This is a genomic window from Glutamicibacter sp. JL.03c (genome assembly GCF_025854375.1).
Taxonomy (GTDB): Bacteria; Actinomycetota; Actinomycetes; order Actinomycetales; family Micrococcaceae; genus Glutamicibacter.
Genome location: NZ_CP107575.1, coordinates 1,896,883 through 1,914,017, shown reverse-complemented (window position 1 = coordinate 1,914,017; position 17,135 = coordinate 1,896,883). Strand labels below are relative to the sequence as shown.

Here is a 17,135-nt window from a genome sequence, read left to right as displayed (position 1 = left end):
TCGACCGAAAGGTTGAGAAATCCCCGGGAGTGTCGAGTCCTTCCGATGCCGGATCAGAGCAGTCCGTGGTCCCTGGCCTTGTTGAGCGCATCCGTTCGAGTGGTTGCCTGTAGCTTGTCGAAGATGTGAACCAGATGCGTTTTCACCGTTGCTTCAGAAACAAACAATGTCTTGGCGATCTGCTTATTTGCTGCGCCGGTGGCAAGTTGCGCTAAGACATCCCTTTCCCGCGCGGTCAGTTCGACTTTGGGCCGGCGCATCCCTTCAACCACGCGCAATGTCATTTCCGGAGCCAGCACCAAGTGCCCATCCGCGGCTTGTCGAAGGGACTCGACGATGGTCTGCGCGCTGACGTCTTTGAGCAGATACCCGCAAGCGCCAGCTTCGATGCACGCCAAGATCTCTGCATCCTTGTCAAAAGTTGTCAGGATCAGCACCTGTGGCGCCTTGGGAAGTTTGCGGATGACGGCTGTTGTCTGCGCGCCGTTCATGCCCGCGCCCAGACGCAGGTCGCAGAGCACCACATCCACGTCGTTCGCCATGACAAAGTCCACAGCTTCTTCGCCAGTAGATACTTCACCGGCCACATGGATATTCTCGTAGTTGTCGAAGAGCGCTCGCAGGCCGGTGCGGACAATCGGGTGGTCATCAACCAGCAGGATCTTGATCATCAATTGTCCTTTGCAATGCGCAGTGGAAGGTGGGCGCAGAGTGCGGTTCCTTCTCCAGGCGCGCTTTCTACATCCAGTCCGCCGCCAAGCTCATTGAGGCGTCGGTTCATCGCTGTCAGCCCAAAACCGCCTACCGGAGTATTGTGTTGCAGCCGGCCTGCAGGCGGGGTGAAACCGCGCCCATCATCCACGATGTCTAGGCGAATCTCATCGTCACTGTAGCTCAAGCTCAGCGCAACCGTGGTTGCCTGGGCGTGGCGCCGGACATTGGACAGTGCAGACTGCGCGGTGCGAAGCAAGGCTATCTGCAAACTTGGATCCAGTAGCGGCAGGCCGGGCTCTATATCGATATTTGTTCCCACACCTGAATCAGTTGAAAAGTCATCAAGGATACGTGAAAGGGCACCGGCGAGCGCCTTGGAATCGAGTTCTGCTGGGGCCAAGGCGGCGATGATCCTTCGCAGATCATTCAAAGACTGCCCGGATAACTGGTCGATGCGTTCGAGGGTGTCGAGCGTCCTTATCGGTTCATTGGCTGCGCTGGCGGCTTTGGCGAGTAGGCCGATTGACGATAACTGTTGGGCGATGGTGTCGTGGATTTCCCTGGCCAACCTCGAGCGTTCGGCCGCGATACCTGCTTCATGCTGGGAGCGAGCGAGTTCTTCTTGGAGGGCTGTTGTTTCCTGCTGCGCGCGCATCAACGAATCGACCAGTGAAGTACGTTCTTGGGCGTCACGTTCCATCTGCAAGTAGCCACGTGAAATGCCCCAGGCAAAGAGGCCGCCAACCAGTGGGCCCGCGACAGCGGCGATGCTGAGGTGACCATGGTGCAAATAGGGAGCTAACAGGGTCAAGGCGTATACGACGACAGACCACAAGATGGAGGACAGGAAAGGCAGCTGGTGTCCCAAGAGCAGCCAGAGGCTGAAGGCCAGCCACATGAACTCGGCCGAGACAAAGAGGGCGGCTATCCAGATGAGCAACAGGACCGCCAGCCACCACATGGGTTCGGCGTGGATCTTGTTCGCTGGGTGGGAAACGAATCCTGCGATGTACCAGGCGGCGAAAAGCGCTGAAATGGAGACTGCCGCAAGGGCATTGTCTTGCGCAGATACTTGTCGCAGCAGCGCAATGGCCAGCAGGATCGCTGTCACCAGGTGTTGTCCCCAGCGCAGCACCCTTGGCGAGGCCAAGGCATGCTGCTGGTTTTGGGAATGCGCTGAGTGATGCTGCGTCGTGCTCATGGATGCCAGCCTACCGAAAGGCCCGACGGCCTACTGTTCGGTGAGCACCACCAATTGAGTTGTTGCTCGAGTCATGGCCACGTATCTGCGGACAGCTCCCCTTAATCCGGTGCCAAAACTCTCGGGCAAGTTGACGAGTACCAAATCGAATTCCAAGCCCTTGGCATGCTCTGGTGACAACGAGCTTGCCCGGTCAGGTGCAGCGAATCCTGGAGCGCCGATCACCACCGCGGTGCCTTCGCTGTTCTCGGACAACCATTGCTCCAAGATCGATCCGAGGTCAGCCGGACGCGCGTACCGCACAGGAGCGCCGTCCGAACGCAGTGAACGTGGAACGTTGGCCTCGGGCATATGCGGCAGGATCTGCTGTGCGGCCGCCTCCATGATTTGCGCGGTGCTGCGGTAGTTGACCTGCAGGGGAGCGACGGTGATGTTCCGGATCCCGATATCGCCCAGGCGTTCTTCCCAGCTCCTGGCGAACCCTTCCGCCGCCTGGGCCCTATCGCCGACAATCGTCAGGCTTCCGGAGGGGCAGCGTCGCTGGATCATGGCCCATTGGGCGTCGGTCAGGTCCTGGGCCTCATCGATAATGACGTGAGAAAACGGGCCGTCGAAGCTGATTGATCTCTCCGGGCTTTCCATGCCTTGGCTCAGGAGCTGTTCTTGCAGGTCCTGGTGCATGAGCTGAGAGGACAGGTCCTCCTTGTCGTCAGCCGAAGCAATCAAGTCGTCAATGACATTCTTCCACCTGTTGCGCTCGGCAAGCCTGCGCGATCGTACCTCGCGTTGCTTGGCTTCGTTGTGCGGGTCGCCGATGAGGAAGCGGGCCAGGTCTATCAACGGGTAATCGGCTGTGGTGAAGCAATCGCTGGCAGGGTTCGCCAAGAGACGGCTGATTTCTTCATTGGTGAGTTCTTGGGCACTGTAGCGCAACAGCGCATCGTTGCCCAGCAGTGCCCGGAAGAGATTGACAGGATCCAGGACGGGCCAATACTCGTCCAGGATGCCGTCCAGCGAGGTGCTGCGTTCCAGCTCGGCACGGAACAATGCATCGGTGCCGGGAGTGCTGTCCTGCTCGGGGAGCAGTAGATCAATGAGGGCCCCGCGCAGCGCCATGCGTGCTTCGTTGTGCGGCATCTGGTGTTCAATCATGTCCACGGCATTGCGCCACAATTGCGCCGAAATGATTACACGACCCTCGGCGAGTTCAACGACTTGGTCCGTTGCTGGGGGCTCTTGGAATACCGTGATAGCCCGTTCGATCGTCTTGAGCATCGCTGTGCTGGCTTTGATCCGTCGTACTTCAGGATCCTGGTCAGCCGGCAAATCTTCACCTATCGAAACTATGTTCGAAAGCGTCGAAATGAGCACTTCGTTCTCACCCAGGTTGGGAAGAACGTCCGAGACGTACCCGGAGTAAGCCTCGTGCGGGCTCACTACCAGCACGCGACCGCCCTGGCCGCGCAGCCTCGGATCTGCATGGAGCAAATAGGCAGCACGGTGCAGCGCGACCACTGTCTTGCCGGTTCCGGGTCCGCCGTCAACCACGAGGGCGCCCTGTGAACTGCTGCGGATAATCGCATCCTGATCCGTCTGGATCGTTGAGAGCACATCCTGCATCTTGGATGAGCGCTGGCTGCCAAGAGACGCGAGGAATGAGGAATGGTCATCCAAGCGGGCATGCGAGGCCAGTAGCGACGAATCAAAGACCTCGTCCCAGTAGTCGGTGATGTGCTGACGGCGCCACCGGTAGCGTCGGCGCATAGCCAGCCCGTAGCTGTTTTCGTGGGTTGCGGCGAAGAATGGTTCTGCCGCAGGGGCGCGCCAGTCGAGCATGAGCTGCTTGCCCCGGTCATCGCTCAACCCGATTCGGCCGATGTAGTGGCGCTCGCCGGTGGATGCGTTCTCCATGAATCCCAGGCATGCGTATGGCCCCATCCGGTCTAGCTGGCGCAAACGCGAGGCCATTTCGTTCAGTTCAACGTCGCGTTCCAGCGATTGCTGGAGTTTGCCGGCGTGATCTCGTCCGCGTGATGCAATGCGCTTCAGGGTTTCCGAGCGCAATTGCTCGACGCGTGCGGCGACTTCACGCAACCTTTGCTGGTCCTGCGCGATGTCAGCGGAGATCTCTGGAGCTGGGTTTTGCTGTTCGGTTGCGAAGTAATTGGCATTCGACATGGTGGCAGGCACATGAGCTTCCTGATCTGGCGGGTTTCGTGGGGAAGGTATCGATTATGGGCCATGGGTGGGGCCTTGCGGCAAGGCCCCCTCGACGCGCTATTCTGAAAATGCAGGAAAAGATTTTTTCGTGTTTCCGCACCGCGTTGTGAGCCTGAACTCACTTGCCATGACTGGGGTTCTGGCGGATTTTCAGCACGCGTATCACACGGTACGATAGAAGTACTCAGGCATTGATCCGGCTATCACCGGGGAGCCTTCGGAAGAACAGCACACATCATGTTTGCCCAGTAGAACCGAACGGGACCAGCCCGTCACAGCTGAAGATAAGTGGTCCTTCGCCATCTGGCGGGGGACAAGCGGGGTGGTACCGCGGCCTAACCGCCGTCCTCGTAGGCAAGGATTTATCGACCCTACGCTTGAAGGACGGCCCATTCGATGAGCTTCTACCCGAAGGTCACTACAGACCCAACCGGTTCGACCCCGGCTTCACCGCGCTTCCCAGAACTTGAGAAGCGCGTCCTCGAATACTGGAAGAACGACAACACTTTCCAGGCCTCCATTGACCAGCGCGAGGGCGAAGAATTCGTCTTCTACGATGGCCCTCCCTTCGCCAATGGCCTGCCGCACTATGGCCACCTGCTCACCGGCTACGTCAAGGACCTCGTCGCCCGCTACCAGACCCAGCGCGGCAAGCGCGTGGAGCGCCGCTTCGGCTGGGACACCCACGGCCTGCCCGCCGAGCTGGAGGCCATGAAGCAGCTGGGAATGAACGACAAGAAGCAGATCGAAGCCATGGGCATCGACAAGTTCAACGACGCCTGCCGCACCTCGGTGATGAAGTACGCCGACGAGTGGAAGCAGTACGTGAACCGCCAGGCCCGCTGGGTGGACTTCGAAAACGACTACAAGACCCTGAACGTCGAGTTCATGGAATCGGTCATCTGGGCTTTCAAGCAGCTCTCGGACAAGGGCCTGACCTATCAGGGCTTCCGCGTGCTTCCATACTGCTGGAAGGACGAGACCCCGCTGTCAAACCATGAGCTGCGCATGGATGACGACGTGTACAAGAACCGCCAGGACCAGACCGTCACCGTCGGCTTCACCCTCCTGGCCGGTGAGACCGAAGCTTCGAAGGCTTTGGCCGGCGTGCAGGCCCTGGCCTGGACGACCACTCCATGGACCTTGCCAACCAACGCCGCGTTGGCAGTGCACCCGTCGATCGAGTACGTCGTCGTTCCTGCCGGCGAGGCTGGCGTGAAGGCTTCGGCCGCTGCTGGTCCATTCCTGCTGGCCAAGGACCTGCTGGGCTCCTACGCCAAGGACCTGGGCTACAAGGATGGCAAGGAAGCCGCCGCATCCATCACCGCCACCTACGTTGGCGCGGATTTGGCTGGCGTGCGCTACCAGCCACTGTGGGACACCTACACCGACACCGAAAAGTACGGGACCGAAAACGCCTGGCAGATCGTCACCGCTGACTACGTCACCGTGGCTGACGGTACCGGCATCGTCCACCAGGCTCCTGCCTACGGTGAAGATGACCAGAAGGTCTGTGAAGAAAACGGCATCCCGGTCATCCTCTCGGTTGACGAAGGCGCCAAGTTCCTGCCGGTCTTCGCCGGTGGTCCGCTGGACGGCATCGTTGGCGTGCAGGTCTTCGATGCGAACAAGACCATCACCAACGTGCTCAAGGACGAAGCCAAGCTGGTCAAGCAGGCTTCCTACGAGCACTCCTACCCGCATTGCTGGCGCTGCCGCACCCCGCTGATCTATCGCGCGATCTCCTCGTGGTACGTCGAGGTCTCCAAGTTCAAGGACCGCATGGTCGAGCTGAATGAGCAGATCAACTGGATCCCGGGCAACGTGAAGCACGGCCAGTTTGGCAAGTGGCTGGAAAACGCCCGCGACTGGTCCATCTCGCGCAACCGCTACTGGGGTTCGCCGATCCCGGTCTGGGAATGCACCGGAGCCGAATGCACGCACCGCGAAGTCTTCGGCTCGCTCGATGAACTGAAGAACTTCTTTGGCCGCCTGCCGCTGAACCACGAGGGCCAGCCGGATCTGCACCGCCCCTTCATCGACGAGCTGACCAAGGCCCACGAAGGCTGCGCCGAAGGCGGAACCCTGGTGCGCGTTGAAGACGTGCTGGATGTCTGGTTCGACTCCGGGTCGATGCCTTACGCCCAGGTGCACTACCCATTCAGCAACCAGGACTGGTTCGATGGGGGACACCACCCGGCTGACTTCATCGTGGAGTACATCGGCCAGACCCGCGGCTGGTTCTACACCATGCACGTGCTCTCCACCGCGCTCTTCGACCGCCCGGCCTACACCAACGTGATCTCGCACGGCATCGTGCTGGGCTCCGATGGCCAGAAGATGTCCAAGTCCCTGCGCAACTACCCGGATGTCACCGAGGTCTTGGACCGCGACGGCTCCGACGCCATGCGCTGGTTCCTGATGGCCAGCCCGATCCTGCGCGGCGGCAATCTGGTGGTCACCGAACAGGGCATCCGCGATGGCGTGCGACAGGTGCTGCTGCCACTGTGGAACGTCTGGCACTTCTTCAACCTCTACACCAACTCCGCCAACAACGGGGCAGGCTACGAGGCCAAGCGCTCGACCACTTCCACCGACCCGCTGGATCAGTACATGCTGGCTGCCACCGGCCAGCTGGTGCGCGAAGTCACCGAAGCGCTGGACACCTACGAGGTTTCCGACGCCACCGAGGCCGTGCGCCAGTATATGGACACGCTGACCAACTGGTATGTGCGCCGCTCCCGCCAGCGCTTCTTCGATGAAGACACCCAGGCCTTCGATACCCTGTACACCGCTCTGGAAACCCTGGTGAAGGTCACTGCTTCGCTGCTGCCGCTGGCCAGCGAAGAGATCTTCCGCGGGCTGACCGGTCAGCGCTCGGTGCACCTGACCGACTGGCCAGATGCCAACGAGTTCCCGACCGATGCATCCTTGCTCGAAACCATGGAAACCACCCGCAAGATCTGCTCGGTCGGCTCTTCGCTGCGCAAGGCCAAGAACCTGCGCGTGCGTTTGCCGCTGGCAGAGCTGAAGGTCGTGCTCACCGGAGCAGCGCGCCTGGATGGCACCTACGCTTCGATCATCAAGGATGAGCTGAACCTCAAGGCCGTCACCCTGATCGATGCCGAAGGCGTCGACGCGGCCAGCTACGGCATCAGCCAGCAGCTGGTAGTCAACGCCCGCGCGGCCGGTCCTCGCCTGGGCAAGAACGTCCAGCAGGCCATCAAGGGCGCCAAATCCGGCGACTGGTCGGTGACCGATGGCGTCGTGACCGCCGGCGGCCTTGAACTGGTAGAGGGCGAATACACCTTGGACACCGTGGTGGATGCAGAAGGCGAGATCGCCGCGGCAGTTATCGATGGCGGCTTCCTGGTGCTGGACACCGAGGTAACCGAAGCATTGGCGGCCGAGGGCACCGCCCGCGACATGATCCGCGCCATCCAGTCGGCCCGCAAGGATGCCGATCTGCAGGTATCGGATCGCATCCACACCGTGATCACCGCCAATGCCGTGACCATCGCAGCGCTGGAAGCCAACCGCGAGCTGGTGGCCGGCGAAACGCTGACCGCGCAGCTGGAACTGGTAGCTGATGGCTCGGCTGCCGAGGAGCAGATCACCGTATCCAAGCTAGACTCCGACAAAGTTGAGGCCAACTAGTGAGCGAACTGGACCGCGTTTACGGGCAATTATTGTCCCGTGCGCCGGAAAACAAGATGGAACCCCGGATGGATCCGATGTTCCGTGCGATGGAGATCCTCGGCGAGCCGAATAAGGCGTGCCCGGTCATCCACATCACCGGCACCAACGGCAAGACCTCGACCGCCCGCATGATCGAGCAGCTGCTGATCGCGCATGACCTGCGCGCCGGCCGCTACTCGTCGCCGCACCTGGTCTCGGTGACCGAGCGCATCGCCATTGACGGCGAGCCAGTGGACGACGAGACCTTCGTGCGGGTGTGGGATGAGATCAGCCCCTTCCTCGAAATTGTCGATGCCGAGCTGTCCGAGCGAGGCGAAACCACGCTGACCTACTTCGAGGCCGTCACCATCTTGGCCTTTGCGATTTTCGCAGAGGTTCCAGTTGATGTTGTGGTGCTCGAAGTCGGCCTGGGCGGCATCACCGATGCCACGAACGTCGCGGATGCCGACGTTTCGGTCTTCACGCCGATCTCCCTGGATCACACCGATCTGCTGGGGGATACCACCGAGCTGATTGCCGAGGAAAAGGTCGGCATCCTCAAGCCCGGCGGCTACCTGGTCTCCTCGACCCAGCCAACGGATGCCGCAGACGTGCTGCTGGCTCGTGCCCGGGAGCTGGAAGTGCCGGCGGCCTTCGACACCTTGGACTTCAAGCTGCTGGAGCGCAAATCCGGCGTGGGCGGACAGCTGCTGTCCATCCAGGGGCAGGCAGGTCGCTATGAAGAGATCTTCCTGCCGCTCTTCGGGGCCCACCAGGCGCAGAACGCTACCGTCGCGCTCGCTGCTGTCGAAGCGTTCCTCGGAGGCGGGCAGCGTGAGCTGAACGCCGATCTGGTGCGCCAGGGATTCGCCGCGACCTCCAGCCCGGGACGACTTGAGCTGGTGCGCAGCGCACCGAGCATCCTGGTCGACGCGGGGCACAACCCGGAGGGCATCCGGGTCTCCGCCGAGGCGATCAAGGAATCCTTCGGCTTTACCCGCCTCGTGCTGATGGTGGGCATCCTCCGCGAGAAGGATGCCGAAGCAATGCTCTACACCATGCGTGAAGAGTACGGCGACATGGTTGAAGACCTGTGCATCACCCAGTCCTCCTCGCCACGAGCCATCCCGGCCGGCGAATTGGCCAATTTGGCCATGAACGCCGGGTGGCCCGAGGAAGATATCCATGTGACCGAGGACCTTGAAGACGCTGTCGAGTGGTCGGTAGGCCGCGCAGAAGCTGGCGAAGATCTCGGTGGAGGCGTCTTGGTCACCGGGTCGATTACACTGGTGGGCGAGATTTCACTGTTGCTCAAGAGAGGTGACTGACAATGGCCAAACTCACCCGTGCACAGCGCGAGTGGCGTCCTGGCATGAAGAAGAAGCTGCGCTCGACGAAGATGATGTTCGCGTCAACGGTCTTGGTGTGCGAAGCGCTTCTGGCAGTTTTCGTCACGCTGGCCGCATTCGGTCTAAAGCGTGGGGGCGAGCCGGTAGTCGTGCTGACCCTGGGCGCGGTGGTAGCCCTGCTGTGCATCCTGAATTGCGCGCTGCTGGGCAAGAAGATCGGCTACATCATTGGTTGGGCGCTGCAGGCGGTCTTCTTCCTGACAGGATTCATCCTGGTGGACATGTTCTACCTGGCCGCCGCTTTTGCCCTGTGCTGGTGGTATGCGCTGAGCAAGGGCGAAGAAATCGACGTGGAGAACAAGCGTCGAGCCGCAGCCCAGGAAGCCTGGGAACAGGCGCATCCCGAACAAGCCTAGATTTTTGGAAATACATCACCGATACGAAGAGGTAGTCAAATGACTGAACGTACCCTGATCCTGGTCAAGCCAGATGGCGTCAAGCGCGCCCTCACCGGCCAGATCCTCGCCCGCATTGAAGCCAAGGGCTACACCATTGCCAAGCTGCAGCAGCTGGACGCTACCCGCGAACTGCTCGCCGAGCACTACGCAGAGCACGAGGGCAAGCCATTCTACGAGCCGCTCGTGGAGTTCATGCTTTCGGGCCCGGTTGTTGCCATCGTCGCCGAGGGCCAGGGCGTCATCCCGGGCTTCCGCTCGCTGGCGGGAACGACCGATCCAACCACTGCGGCTCCGGGCACTATCCGCGGCGACTTCGGCCGTGACTGGGGCCTGAAGGTCCAGCAGAACCTCGTGCACGGCTCCGACTCGCCCGAGTCCGCAGAGCGCGAGATTGCGATCTGGTTCGGCAAGTAAGCCATCAACAGAAATATCCCAGCAGATCAAACTCGGATCTGCTGGGATATTTTTATGCTCTGGAGTCAGTCTCAGTACCAGTCGTCCAGGGATTCAGCTGGCGCATCGGGTCCCTTGGCGATGGAGTCTGCCGCTGTACGGGGTTCTGCAGGATCTTGAATTGACGTGAGTTCGAAGTCCTCGACTGAGCCGACGGTGACTACCTGATGATGCGCGACGGTCGCGTCGACCAGATGCGCCAAATCCTCGTCCGAGTTCCCATTTCTGAAATCCAACATTCGCGGTCCTTCCAGGCTTGTTTGCGTAGCGGTCTCTATCCTTCAGAGTGACTGATTCGCGATCCCAGAATCCTTGCTGCCAAGGTTATCCTGCGAGCGATCGACCTGACTCACTTCAGTCACATTAAACACATTCGCCATATCCGTGACAACGTCACCACACTGGTTCTCGGCATCCGTTGATAATCTCTCTACTGAAAGATCTGGTCAACTGAGCATTAATCCCGGATGAACAGGTTTGCAATAATTCTAACAGTCGCACATATGAAATTAAAGAATTCGCCCCGCAGGTCCATGCGCCGTGTCAGCGGATCTGCGAGGCAAATTAAAGAACTTCGAGCTACCGGGTTCCGAGCCTAGGCCTTAGGAGCCTCCGAGGATTCCTCTGTGCCGGATTCCAGTTTTTCGAGGGCCTTGTCGTCCTGGTCTATTTCGACTTCGGATTTGATATCCGCACTGGCGGCAGGGACAGGATCCATTTTGTCGCGTCCTGTCCAGACCTTGATCACGGACCAGGAAGCGGCAACCAGTGGAACGGCCAGCACCGCGCCAACAATACCTGCAAGCACCGTGCCGGCAGTCAAGGCCAGCAGGACAACCAGCGGGTGAAGATTAAGCGCGTTAGCCATTACGACCGGCTGCAGGAAGTTGCCTTCAAGCTGGTTCACCAGGATCACGGCTGCCAAGACAATCAAAGCGACAATCGGCCCGTTGGTTACCAGGGCAATCAGGGTTGCCAGAATGCCTGCCACCGTAGCACCAACCATTGGAACGAAGGAGCCGAGGAACACGATGATGCCCAGGGGGATAGCCAGCGGCACCCGAACGATCAACAAGGTTGCAGTAATGCCAATGGCATCGACTGCAGCCACGGTCGCGGTGCCGCGGATATAGCCGCCGAAGGTCCGCAATGCGCGGTCACCGGATAGGATCCACTTGTTGCGGTAGTGAACCGGTGTCCACGAAATCGCGAAGGCCCAGATCTTGTCGCCGTCCTTCAGGAAGAAGAACAGGATCACCAGCAGCAGGACCAGACCGGTGAGGAAGCTACCTGCCGCGCTGAGCGTGTTCAGCGCGCCGGTGCCGAACTGCGCGCTTGTCAGGAATCCGGTGACTGTACTAACGACGTTGTCAATTTGTCCCTGATCAATAGATATCGGCAGATTGCCTATGAGATCCTGGACCATGTCGTTGAGCTGATTAAAACCTTGGACGGCTTTATCAACGAGCTTTGGCCATTCATTGATGACAGAAAAGACCAGGCCCGTGCCGACGCCGCCAAGGAGCAAGAGGGAGCCCAGGAAGACGATCCACGCCGAGAGCAAGGGCGAGAAAACCTTGCGCAGCTTGACGACCAACGGCCACAGCGCGCAGGAAATGATGACAGCAAGCAGCGTAGGAATAACGATCATCGTCAAACGAAGCATCCCGATGATCAGGAATGCTCCCAAAACTCCGACAACGAGCAACTGGGCACTGCGGATTCCCAGGCGACCGAGCAGATCTGTCCACAGCCCGGAGACCGTGAAATCGGGTTTTGCGTCGGCGGCTGCCAAGTTTGGGTTGGAGGCAGTCGCCGTCACTGGCTTTCGCGACGGCCTTTTTGCCGGTACTTGGGATTTAGCCTTGCGGAAAAGGGCCATGGTTGCTCCTCGTAGCTCGTACTAATTAGTTCTAAGAATAGGCTAGCTAGATCAAGGGCACTGGGGGCAACACCGAAAGGATGATTAATTCCTTCTCGCGGCCCAGTTCTGACGCACGTGGATGGCCCGCAATCAGCTGCTCAAAAGAAAATGACCGCTCGCCAGTGCGAGCGGTCAAAGTCAGCCCAGCGGCTGCACGGCCAATCGGCTTTTGAAGTATTCTTCAGCCAACAACCCCATGACGATCTTGTCGTGGAATGATCCATCGTGGAATCCAGCTTGCCTGACACGGCCCTCTTCTCGGAAGCCCGAACGAATAAACGTCCGCAATGCCCTTTCGTTGTAGGCCCAGGCCGTCAACCCGATCCGGTTTAGCCCCATCTCACGGAAGCCGTAGTCGATGATCATCTTGGTGGCCAGGGTTCCGTAGCCCTGCCCCACATTTGAGCCGCCGATCATGATCATGAGCTCAGCCGATCGAGCCGGTGCGTTGTAGTCATAGAGCGCGGTGTGCCCGATGAGTGTGTCATCCGGCAGGGTAATGGATAGTCCAACACCGTCAGTCGTGCCTCGGTTGAGGCTTCGGGACTTGAAGAGGGTGGCTGCTTCCTGGACTGGGTGGGGGAGCACGAGGCTTCCCTGCAATGCCATGAATTCCGGGCTATTCCACCACTGGGTAAGAAACGGAAGATCTTCTTCCTGCAGTTCGCGCAGGCGCAATTGGTCTGAGATCAGTAGATCGATCCCGTAGTTCTGGGCATTTTCTGTGTTCCATTTGTCACTTGCCATGTATCCAATCTATCCGTCCTAGCTGTGGAAGGGGCATGACGATCGCAGTTCGCGAACCATTGGCGGTAGGCGCAGGTGGCGCGCTTCTGAAGCCTGGAGAGGTTTCCGGCAAAACGAAAGCCGGTCCGTTGCAAGCACAACGAACCGGCGGGTGGAGATGCAGAATCTAGCCGAAGAACGCATTAGGGAAGCGGAGAACCACCGAAGCGGCTACCAGGATCCACAGGATCGCTGTGACAATCCAGCTCCACTCGGTAAAGAACTTCTTCAACCCAGCGCCGGCAGGAATGATGCCTGTGACCACGTTGCGCGCTGTGGTGAAGACGAAGAGCGGAATCACCATGGCCCACACCACCATGCAGTAGGGGCATAGGGCATTGATTTCATACAGTGCCTGGGACCAGAACCAGATGACCAGGCCCATGGCGGCGGTGACACCAATCTGGAAGCAGATCCAGAACCAGCGTTGCAGCTTGTTCACGCCCGCAAGCAGCACCACTCCGATGGTGATGACTATGGCAAAGCAGACGATGCCGAAGAACGGATTCGGGAATCCGAAGATCCCTGCCTGTTCAGACCTCATCACGGTGCCGCAGGAAATCCATGGATTGATATCACAGCTGGTGACGTAATCAGGATTCTTGTAGAGCTCGATGCGTTCCAAAACGAGGGTCCCGGCTGCGAGCCAGGAGATTAACCCTGTCGCGATGAGAACCAGTCCGAATCCGCGGTCCTTGGCCCACCATGGCAACACGCCCGGGTGGTGGCTCTTTTCTAGTGATGAAACCATGTTTCGACTATTCCATAATTTTGTAGGAAAACGGGAGATTCCGCTTCGAGCGTTTTTCATCTTAGGAAGCGATTCTGTGCAACTGATGAGAAGCAATGAACAAGGCATGAACGAAATATGAGAGAATGGAAATGGTTGTTCGCGGATCCACAGTCTGCTTTCAACCCGACGACAGACTTTTGAAACAACAGATCGCCAGGCGATGCATCGCTTCGGTTGAGTGCCCAATATGTGCGCCTCCCGAGGGAATACCGCGGATCGTAGGGCTGCAAAGGAAAGCAGTCGGTTTTCATAGGCCACGTTGATCCGCAGGAATTGCGTCTGTCTTAGTCAAATAAGCCAGTGGCAATCCCGCGGAAAATAGCGAGCTTTTGTGTCTGGCTGGTTTAAGGAAACCGGTCAAGGGCACGTGATGATTGTAGTTTCAGCTGCGGCGCCGTCTGTGGAGGATGCCAAAGCGGGACAAAGTAGGAGTACGCGAATTTAAATGAGCGCAGCAAATCAACGAAAGGGTGGAGCGCAAGGTAATAAGCGGGGCAACCGTTCAACGCGAGCCCGTCGTACCAGCGTTTCAACCACCCCTGCGCGACCATTGCGTCGCGCCATGACTCTGGCAGAACTCAATGCCGCAGCCGGCATCGAAGAAAGCCCATACCGCTGGCGAGCCACTCGCCGCACCCAGGTTTCCACGCCTGATACCACCCAGCGTGCCAGCCGCCAGGCTGAGCGCCGTGCACAGGCGGCGCGCCATGCTGCCAGCGACGAGGCGGTCGAGCAGGCAGCGGCCAAAACCGAACCTGCCCAGCTTGGCGCCGAAGATGCCGTGAACGGAGAAGCTGCCGCAGCAGACCAGTCTGTGGCACAAAGCGCCACCGAGACTGTAGAGGACCACACCGGCCAGCTATTGGCCGAGCATGGCAGCTCCATGATCTTGAATCCATTCGCCGTGCCTGAAACCGCCCAGGCCGTGTTGGCGCAGGTTGTTGCCAAAAAGCAGGAGCCGGCGCGCCAGGAAACTGCCGAGGCCGAAAGCGATGACGTGACCTCGCGTCGCCGTCGCCGTCGCCGCCGCGGCGATGTGGACCTGGAGCTTGAAGGCGGTTCACAAGATGATCCGCCAAACACCGTAACCCGCGTCCGTGCGCCACGTGGCAGCATCGAAAGCCACAGCTCCGCCAGCGACAAGGTGACTTCCGTGCGCGGATCGACTCGCCTTGAAGCCAAGCGCCAGCGCCGCCGGGAATCCCGCGAGACCGGACGCCGCCGCCAGGTCATCACCGAGGCCGAGTTCTTGGCACGCCGTGAATCCGTAGAGCGCAAGATGATCGTGCGCCAGCGCGAGGACCGCATCCAGATCGGCGTGCTCGAAGATGGAGTGCTAGCAGAGCACTTCGTTTCCAAGACGCAGCAGGACTCACTGATTGGCAACGTGTATGTCGGCAAGGTCCAGAATGTCCTTCCGTCCATGGAGGCCGCCTTCGTTGACATTGGACGCGGTCGCAATGCCGTGTTGTATGCAGGCGAAGTCAACTGGGATGTAGCAGCCCTGGAAGGCCAGCCGCGTCGCATTGAAAACGCGCTGAAGGCCGGCGACTCGGTGCTCGTGCAGGTCACCAAGGACCCTGTAGGACATAAGGGCGCACGACTGACCAGCCAGATCTCCCTTCCGGGCCGCTACCTGGTCTACGTGCCAGGTGGTTCGATGACCGGCATCTCGCGCAAGCTGCCAGATGTCGAGCGCCAGCGCCTGAAGAAGATCCTGAAGGATCACCTGCCGGAAAACGCCGGCGTCATTGTCCGTACGGCCGCTGAAGGCGCCTCGGAAGAAGAACTGACCAACGACATCAACCGACTGCGCGCGCAGTGGGAAGGTATCGAAGAGCAAGCCAACTCCACCAAGACCCTGGCTCCGGAATTGCTGTACTCCGAGCCGGATCTGACCATCAAGGTGGTCCGCGATGTCTTCAATGAAGACTTCACCAAGCTGATCGTTTCCGGCGAGCACGCCTGGGACACCATCGAGGCCTACGTCATGTACGTGGCACCGGATCTGATGGGCCGCCTGGAGAAGTGGGAGTCCGAAGAGGATATCTTCGCCAACTACCGCGTTGACGAGCAGATCGCCAAGGCGCTGGACCGCAAGGTCTACCTGCCATCGGGTGGTTCGCTGGTCATCGACCGCACTGAAGCGATGACCGTCATCGACGTGAACACCGGTAAATTCACCGGCTCGGGCGGCAACCTTGAAGAAACCGTCACCAAGAACAACTTGGAAGCGGCCGAGGAAGTTGTCCGCCAGCTGCGCCTGCGTGATATCGGCGGCATCATCGTCATCGACTTCATCGACATGGTTCTTGAATCCAACCGCGATCTGGTACTGCGCCGTCTGGTGGAGTGCCTGGGCCGTGACCGCACCAAGCACCAGGTGGCCGAAGTGACCTCCCTGGGCCTGGTCCAGATGACCCGCAAGCGCATGGGCACCGGCCTGCTTGAGGTCTTCGGCGAAGAGTGCGAGCACTGCGCTGGAGCGGGTGTCATCACCCACGAAGAGCCGGTTGAGTCGCGCCGCACCTTCAATTCCGCCGGCGAACCCCACGCCAAGAAGTTCAGCGAGAAGCCGAGCCGCAATTCGCGCCGCCGCCGCGGTGGCGAGAAGGACGAGGCCAAGCCAGCTGCCAAGCAGGAGGCCGCGCCGAACGGGGAGAAGGATGAAGCCACCCGCCATGCGTTGGCAAGCATCGCCGCCGCATCGCATCTGGAGCCACACGTGGAGAACGCTGTGAGCATCGAGGGCGAGCAGATTCCTGTTATCAAGACCAGCACTCCGGTTGCCGCCGATGTCTCCGTAACCCTTGAAGCCCTTGAAGCTGCCCTGCCGGGCAAGGACGAGAGCGGCGAGGAGAATGGCGAGTCGTCGCGCAAGCCGCGTCGCCGCTCGCGCTCCCGTGGACGCAACCGTTCACAGGGTGAGGCGCCACAGCAGGAAGCCCAGCCAGCAGAAAACGATCAGACCGTTGCGGAGCAGCAGCCAGTTGCCCCTGTTGCCGAAGATGAGTCCAAGCCTGCTGAGCAGCCTCGCAAGCGTTCCCGCCGGGCTTCACGCCCGCAGGGCGCTGGTGCCGCATCGGTTCAGGACCAGCCGGTGCTGACCGGTTTGGCTATGCCGGCGTCGAGCGCTCCGGGTACGACCGAGGCCAAGGCAACTGTCGAAGCTTCGGCCGCCGCTAGCACGGCGGCCCCACAGAATTCCACGAAGCCAAAGCGACGCAGCCGTCGAGCCACCTCGGCTCAGGGCGACGCGACTGCAGAGGTTCTCGTGGCAGAGGTATCCGCTGCTACCGGTTCGGTAGTTCAAATGGATTCCTCCAGTTCGCAAAGCGAAAAGCCAGCCGAGCCTGCCGGGCAACCGGTAATGTTCGGTGTCGGCGTTCCGGTGCGCGAGCTGAAATAGATGAACTTGGTCACGCTTCACCCGCTGGGGCAGTTTGTATTTGCCCCAGTGGTGTGGACTAGCGTAATCTAGTTGATCGGTGCTAAACGCCAAGATCACGGACTTTCCGTCCGCTCGGCGTCAAGGCACAAGCGCATGAGATCCCCGGGA

12 protein-coding genes are annotated in these 17,135 nt (G+C 59.9%); 5 read left to right on the top strand and 7 right to left on the bottom strand.

The annotated features are described in order from the left end of the window. Positions 1–53: 53 nt before the first annotated feature. Genes OF385_RS08805 through helR form a run of 3 tightly spaced genes read right to left on the bottom strand, consistent with a single transcriptional unit; the run spans position 54 to position 4,093 of the window. Positions 54–671 (bottom strand): response regulator, encoded by a 618-nt coding sequence (locus tag OF385_RS08805; protein ID WP_264275056.1) that lies wholly within the window; start codon positions 669–671, stop codon positions 54–56. Next, positions 671–1,915 carry a sensor histidine kinase gene (locus OF385_RS08800; protein ID WP_264275055.1) on the bottom strand — a complete coding sequence of 415 codons (1,245 nt, stop codon included), beginning with the start codon at positions 1,913–1,915 and terminating at the stop codon, positions 671–673. Before OF385_RS08800 ends, OF385_RS08805 begins: the two co-directional genes overlap by 1 nt. A gap of 30 nt (positions 1,916–1,945) precedes the next feature. Then, positions 1,946–4,093, bottom strand: coding sequence for an RNA polymerase recycling motor ATPase HelR (helR, locus tag OF385_RS08795; protein ID WP_264275054.1), 2,148 nt, complete (start codon positions 4,091–4,093; stop codon positions 1,946–1,948). 438 nt (positions 4,094–4,531) lie between these two features. Between helR and ileS the strand changes: the two genes are divergently transcribed. The 4 genes from ileS to ndk are packed head-to-tail and all read left to right on the top strand — an operon-like array spanning position 4,532 to position 10,034. Next, positions 4,532–7,792, top strand: a complete 3,261-nt coding sequence (ileS, locus tag OF385_RS08790) for an isoleucine--tRNA ligase (protein ID WP_264275053.1) — start codon at positions 4,532–4,534, stop codon at positions 7,790–7,792. Positions 7,793–7,848: 56 nt separating this feature from the next. Further along, the gene (locus OF385_RS08785; protein WP_413468150.1) at positions 7,849–9,141 is read left to right on the top strand and encodes a bifunctional folylpolyglutamate synthase/dihydrofolate synthase; all 1,293 of its coding nucleotides are present in this window, start codon (positions 7,849–7,851) and stop codon (positions 9,139–9,141) included. Positions 9,142–9,143: 2 nt separating this feature from the next. After that, the gene (locus tag OF385_RS08780; RefSeq protein WP_264275051.1) at positions 9,144–9,578 is read left to right on the top strand and encodes a DUF4233 domain-containing protein; all 435 of its coding nucleotides are present in this window, start codon (positions 9,144–9,146) and stop codon (positions 9,576–9,578) included. A gap of 39 nt (positions 9,579–9,617) precedes the next feature. Next, a complete protein-coding gene (gene ndk, locus OF385_RS08775; protein ID WP_264275050.1) occupies positions 9,618–10,034 on the top strand; it encodes a nucleoside-diphosphate kinase in 417 nt (138 codons plus the stop codon). Positions 10,035–10,105: 71 nt separating this feature from the next. Here the strand turns inward: ndk and OF385_RS08770 are convergent, their stop codons facing one another. From OF385_RS08770 to OF385_RS08755, 4 genes are all read right to left on the bottom strand, one after another. After that, a complete protein-coding gene (locus OF385_RS08770; protein ID WP_264275049.1) occupies positions 10,106–10,312 on the bottom strand; it encodes a hypothetical protein in 207 nt (68 codons plus the stop codon). Positions 10,313–10,668: 356 nt separating this feature from the next. Further along, positions 10,669–11,955, bottom strand: coding sequence for an AI-2E family transporter (locus tag OF385_RS08765; RefSeq protein ID WP_264275048.1), 1,287 nt, complete (start codon positions 11,953–11,955; stop codon positions 10,669–10,671). Positions 11,956–12,135: 180 nt separating this feature from the next. Beyond that, complete coding sequence (locus tag OF385_RS08760; RefSeq protein WP_264275047.1) at positions 12,136–12,744, bottom strand: GNAT family N-acetyltransferase; 609 nt, start codon at positions 12,742–12,744, stop codon at positions 12,136–12,138. 166 nt (positions 12,745–12,910) lie between these two features. Further along, complete coding sequence (locus OF385_RS08755) at positions 12,911–13,534, bottom strand: vitamin K epoxide reductase family protein (protein WP_264275046.1); 624 nt, start codon at positions 13,532–13,534, stop codon at positions 12,911–12,913. Positions 13,535–14,138: 604 nt separating this feature from the next. Between OF385_RS08755 and OF385_RS08750 the strand changes: the two genes are divergently transcribed. Then, positions 14,139–16,985, top strand: coding sequence for an Rne/Rng family ribonuclease (locus OF385_RS08750; RefSeq protein ID WP_264275045.1), 2,847 nt, complete (start codon positions 14,139–14,141; stop codon positions 16,983–16,985). The last annotated feature ends 150 nt before the right edge of the window (positions 16,986–17,135 follow it).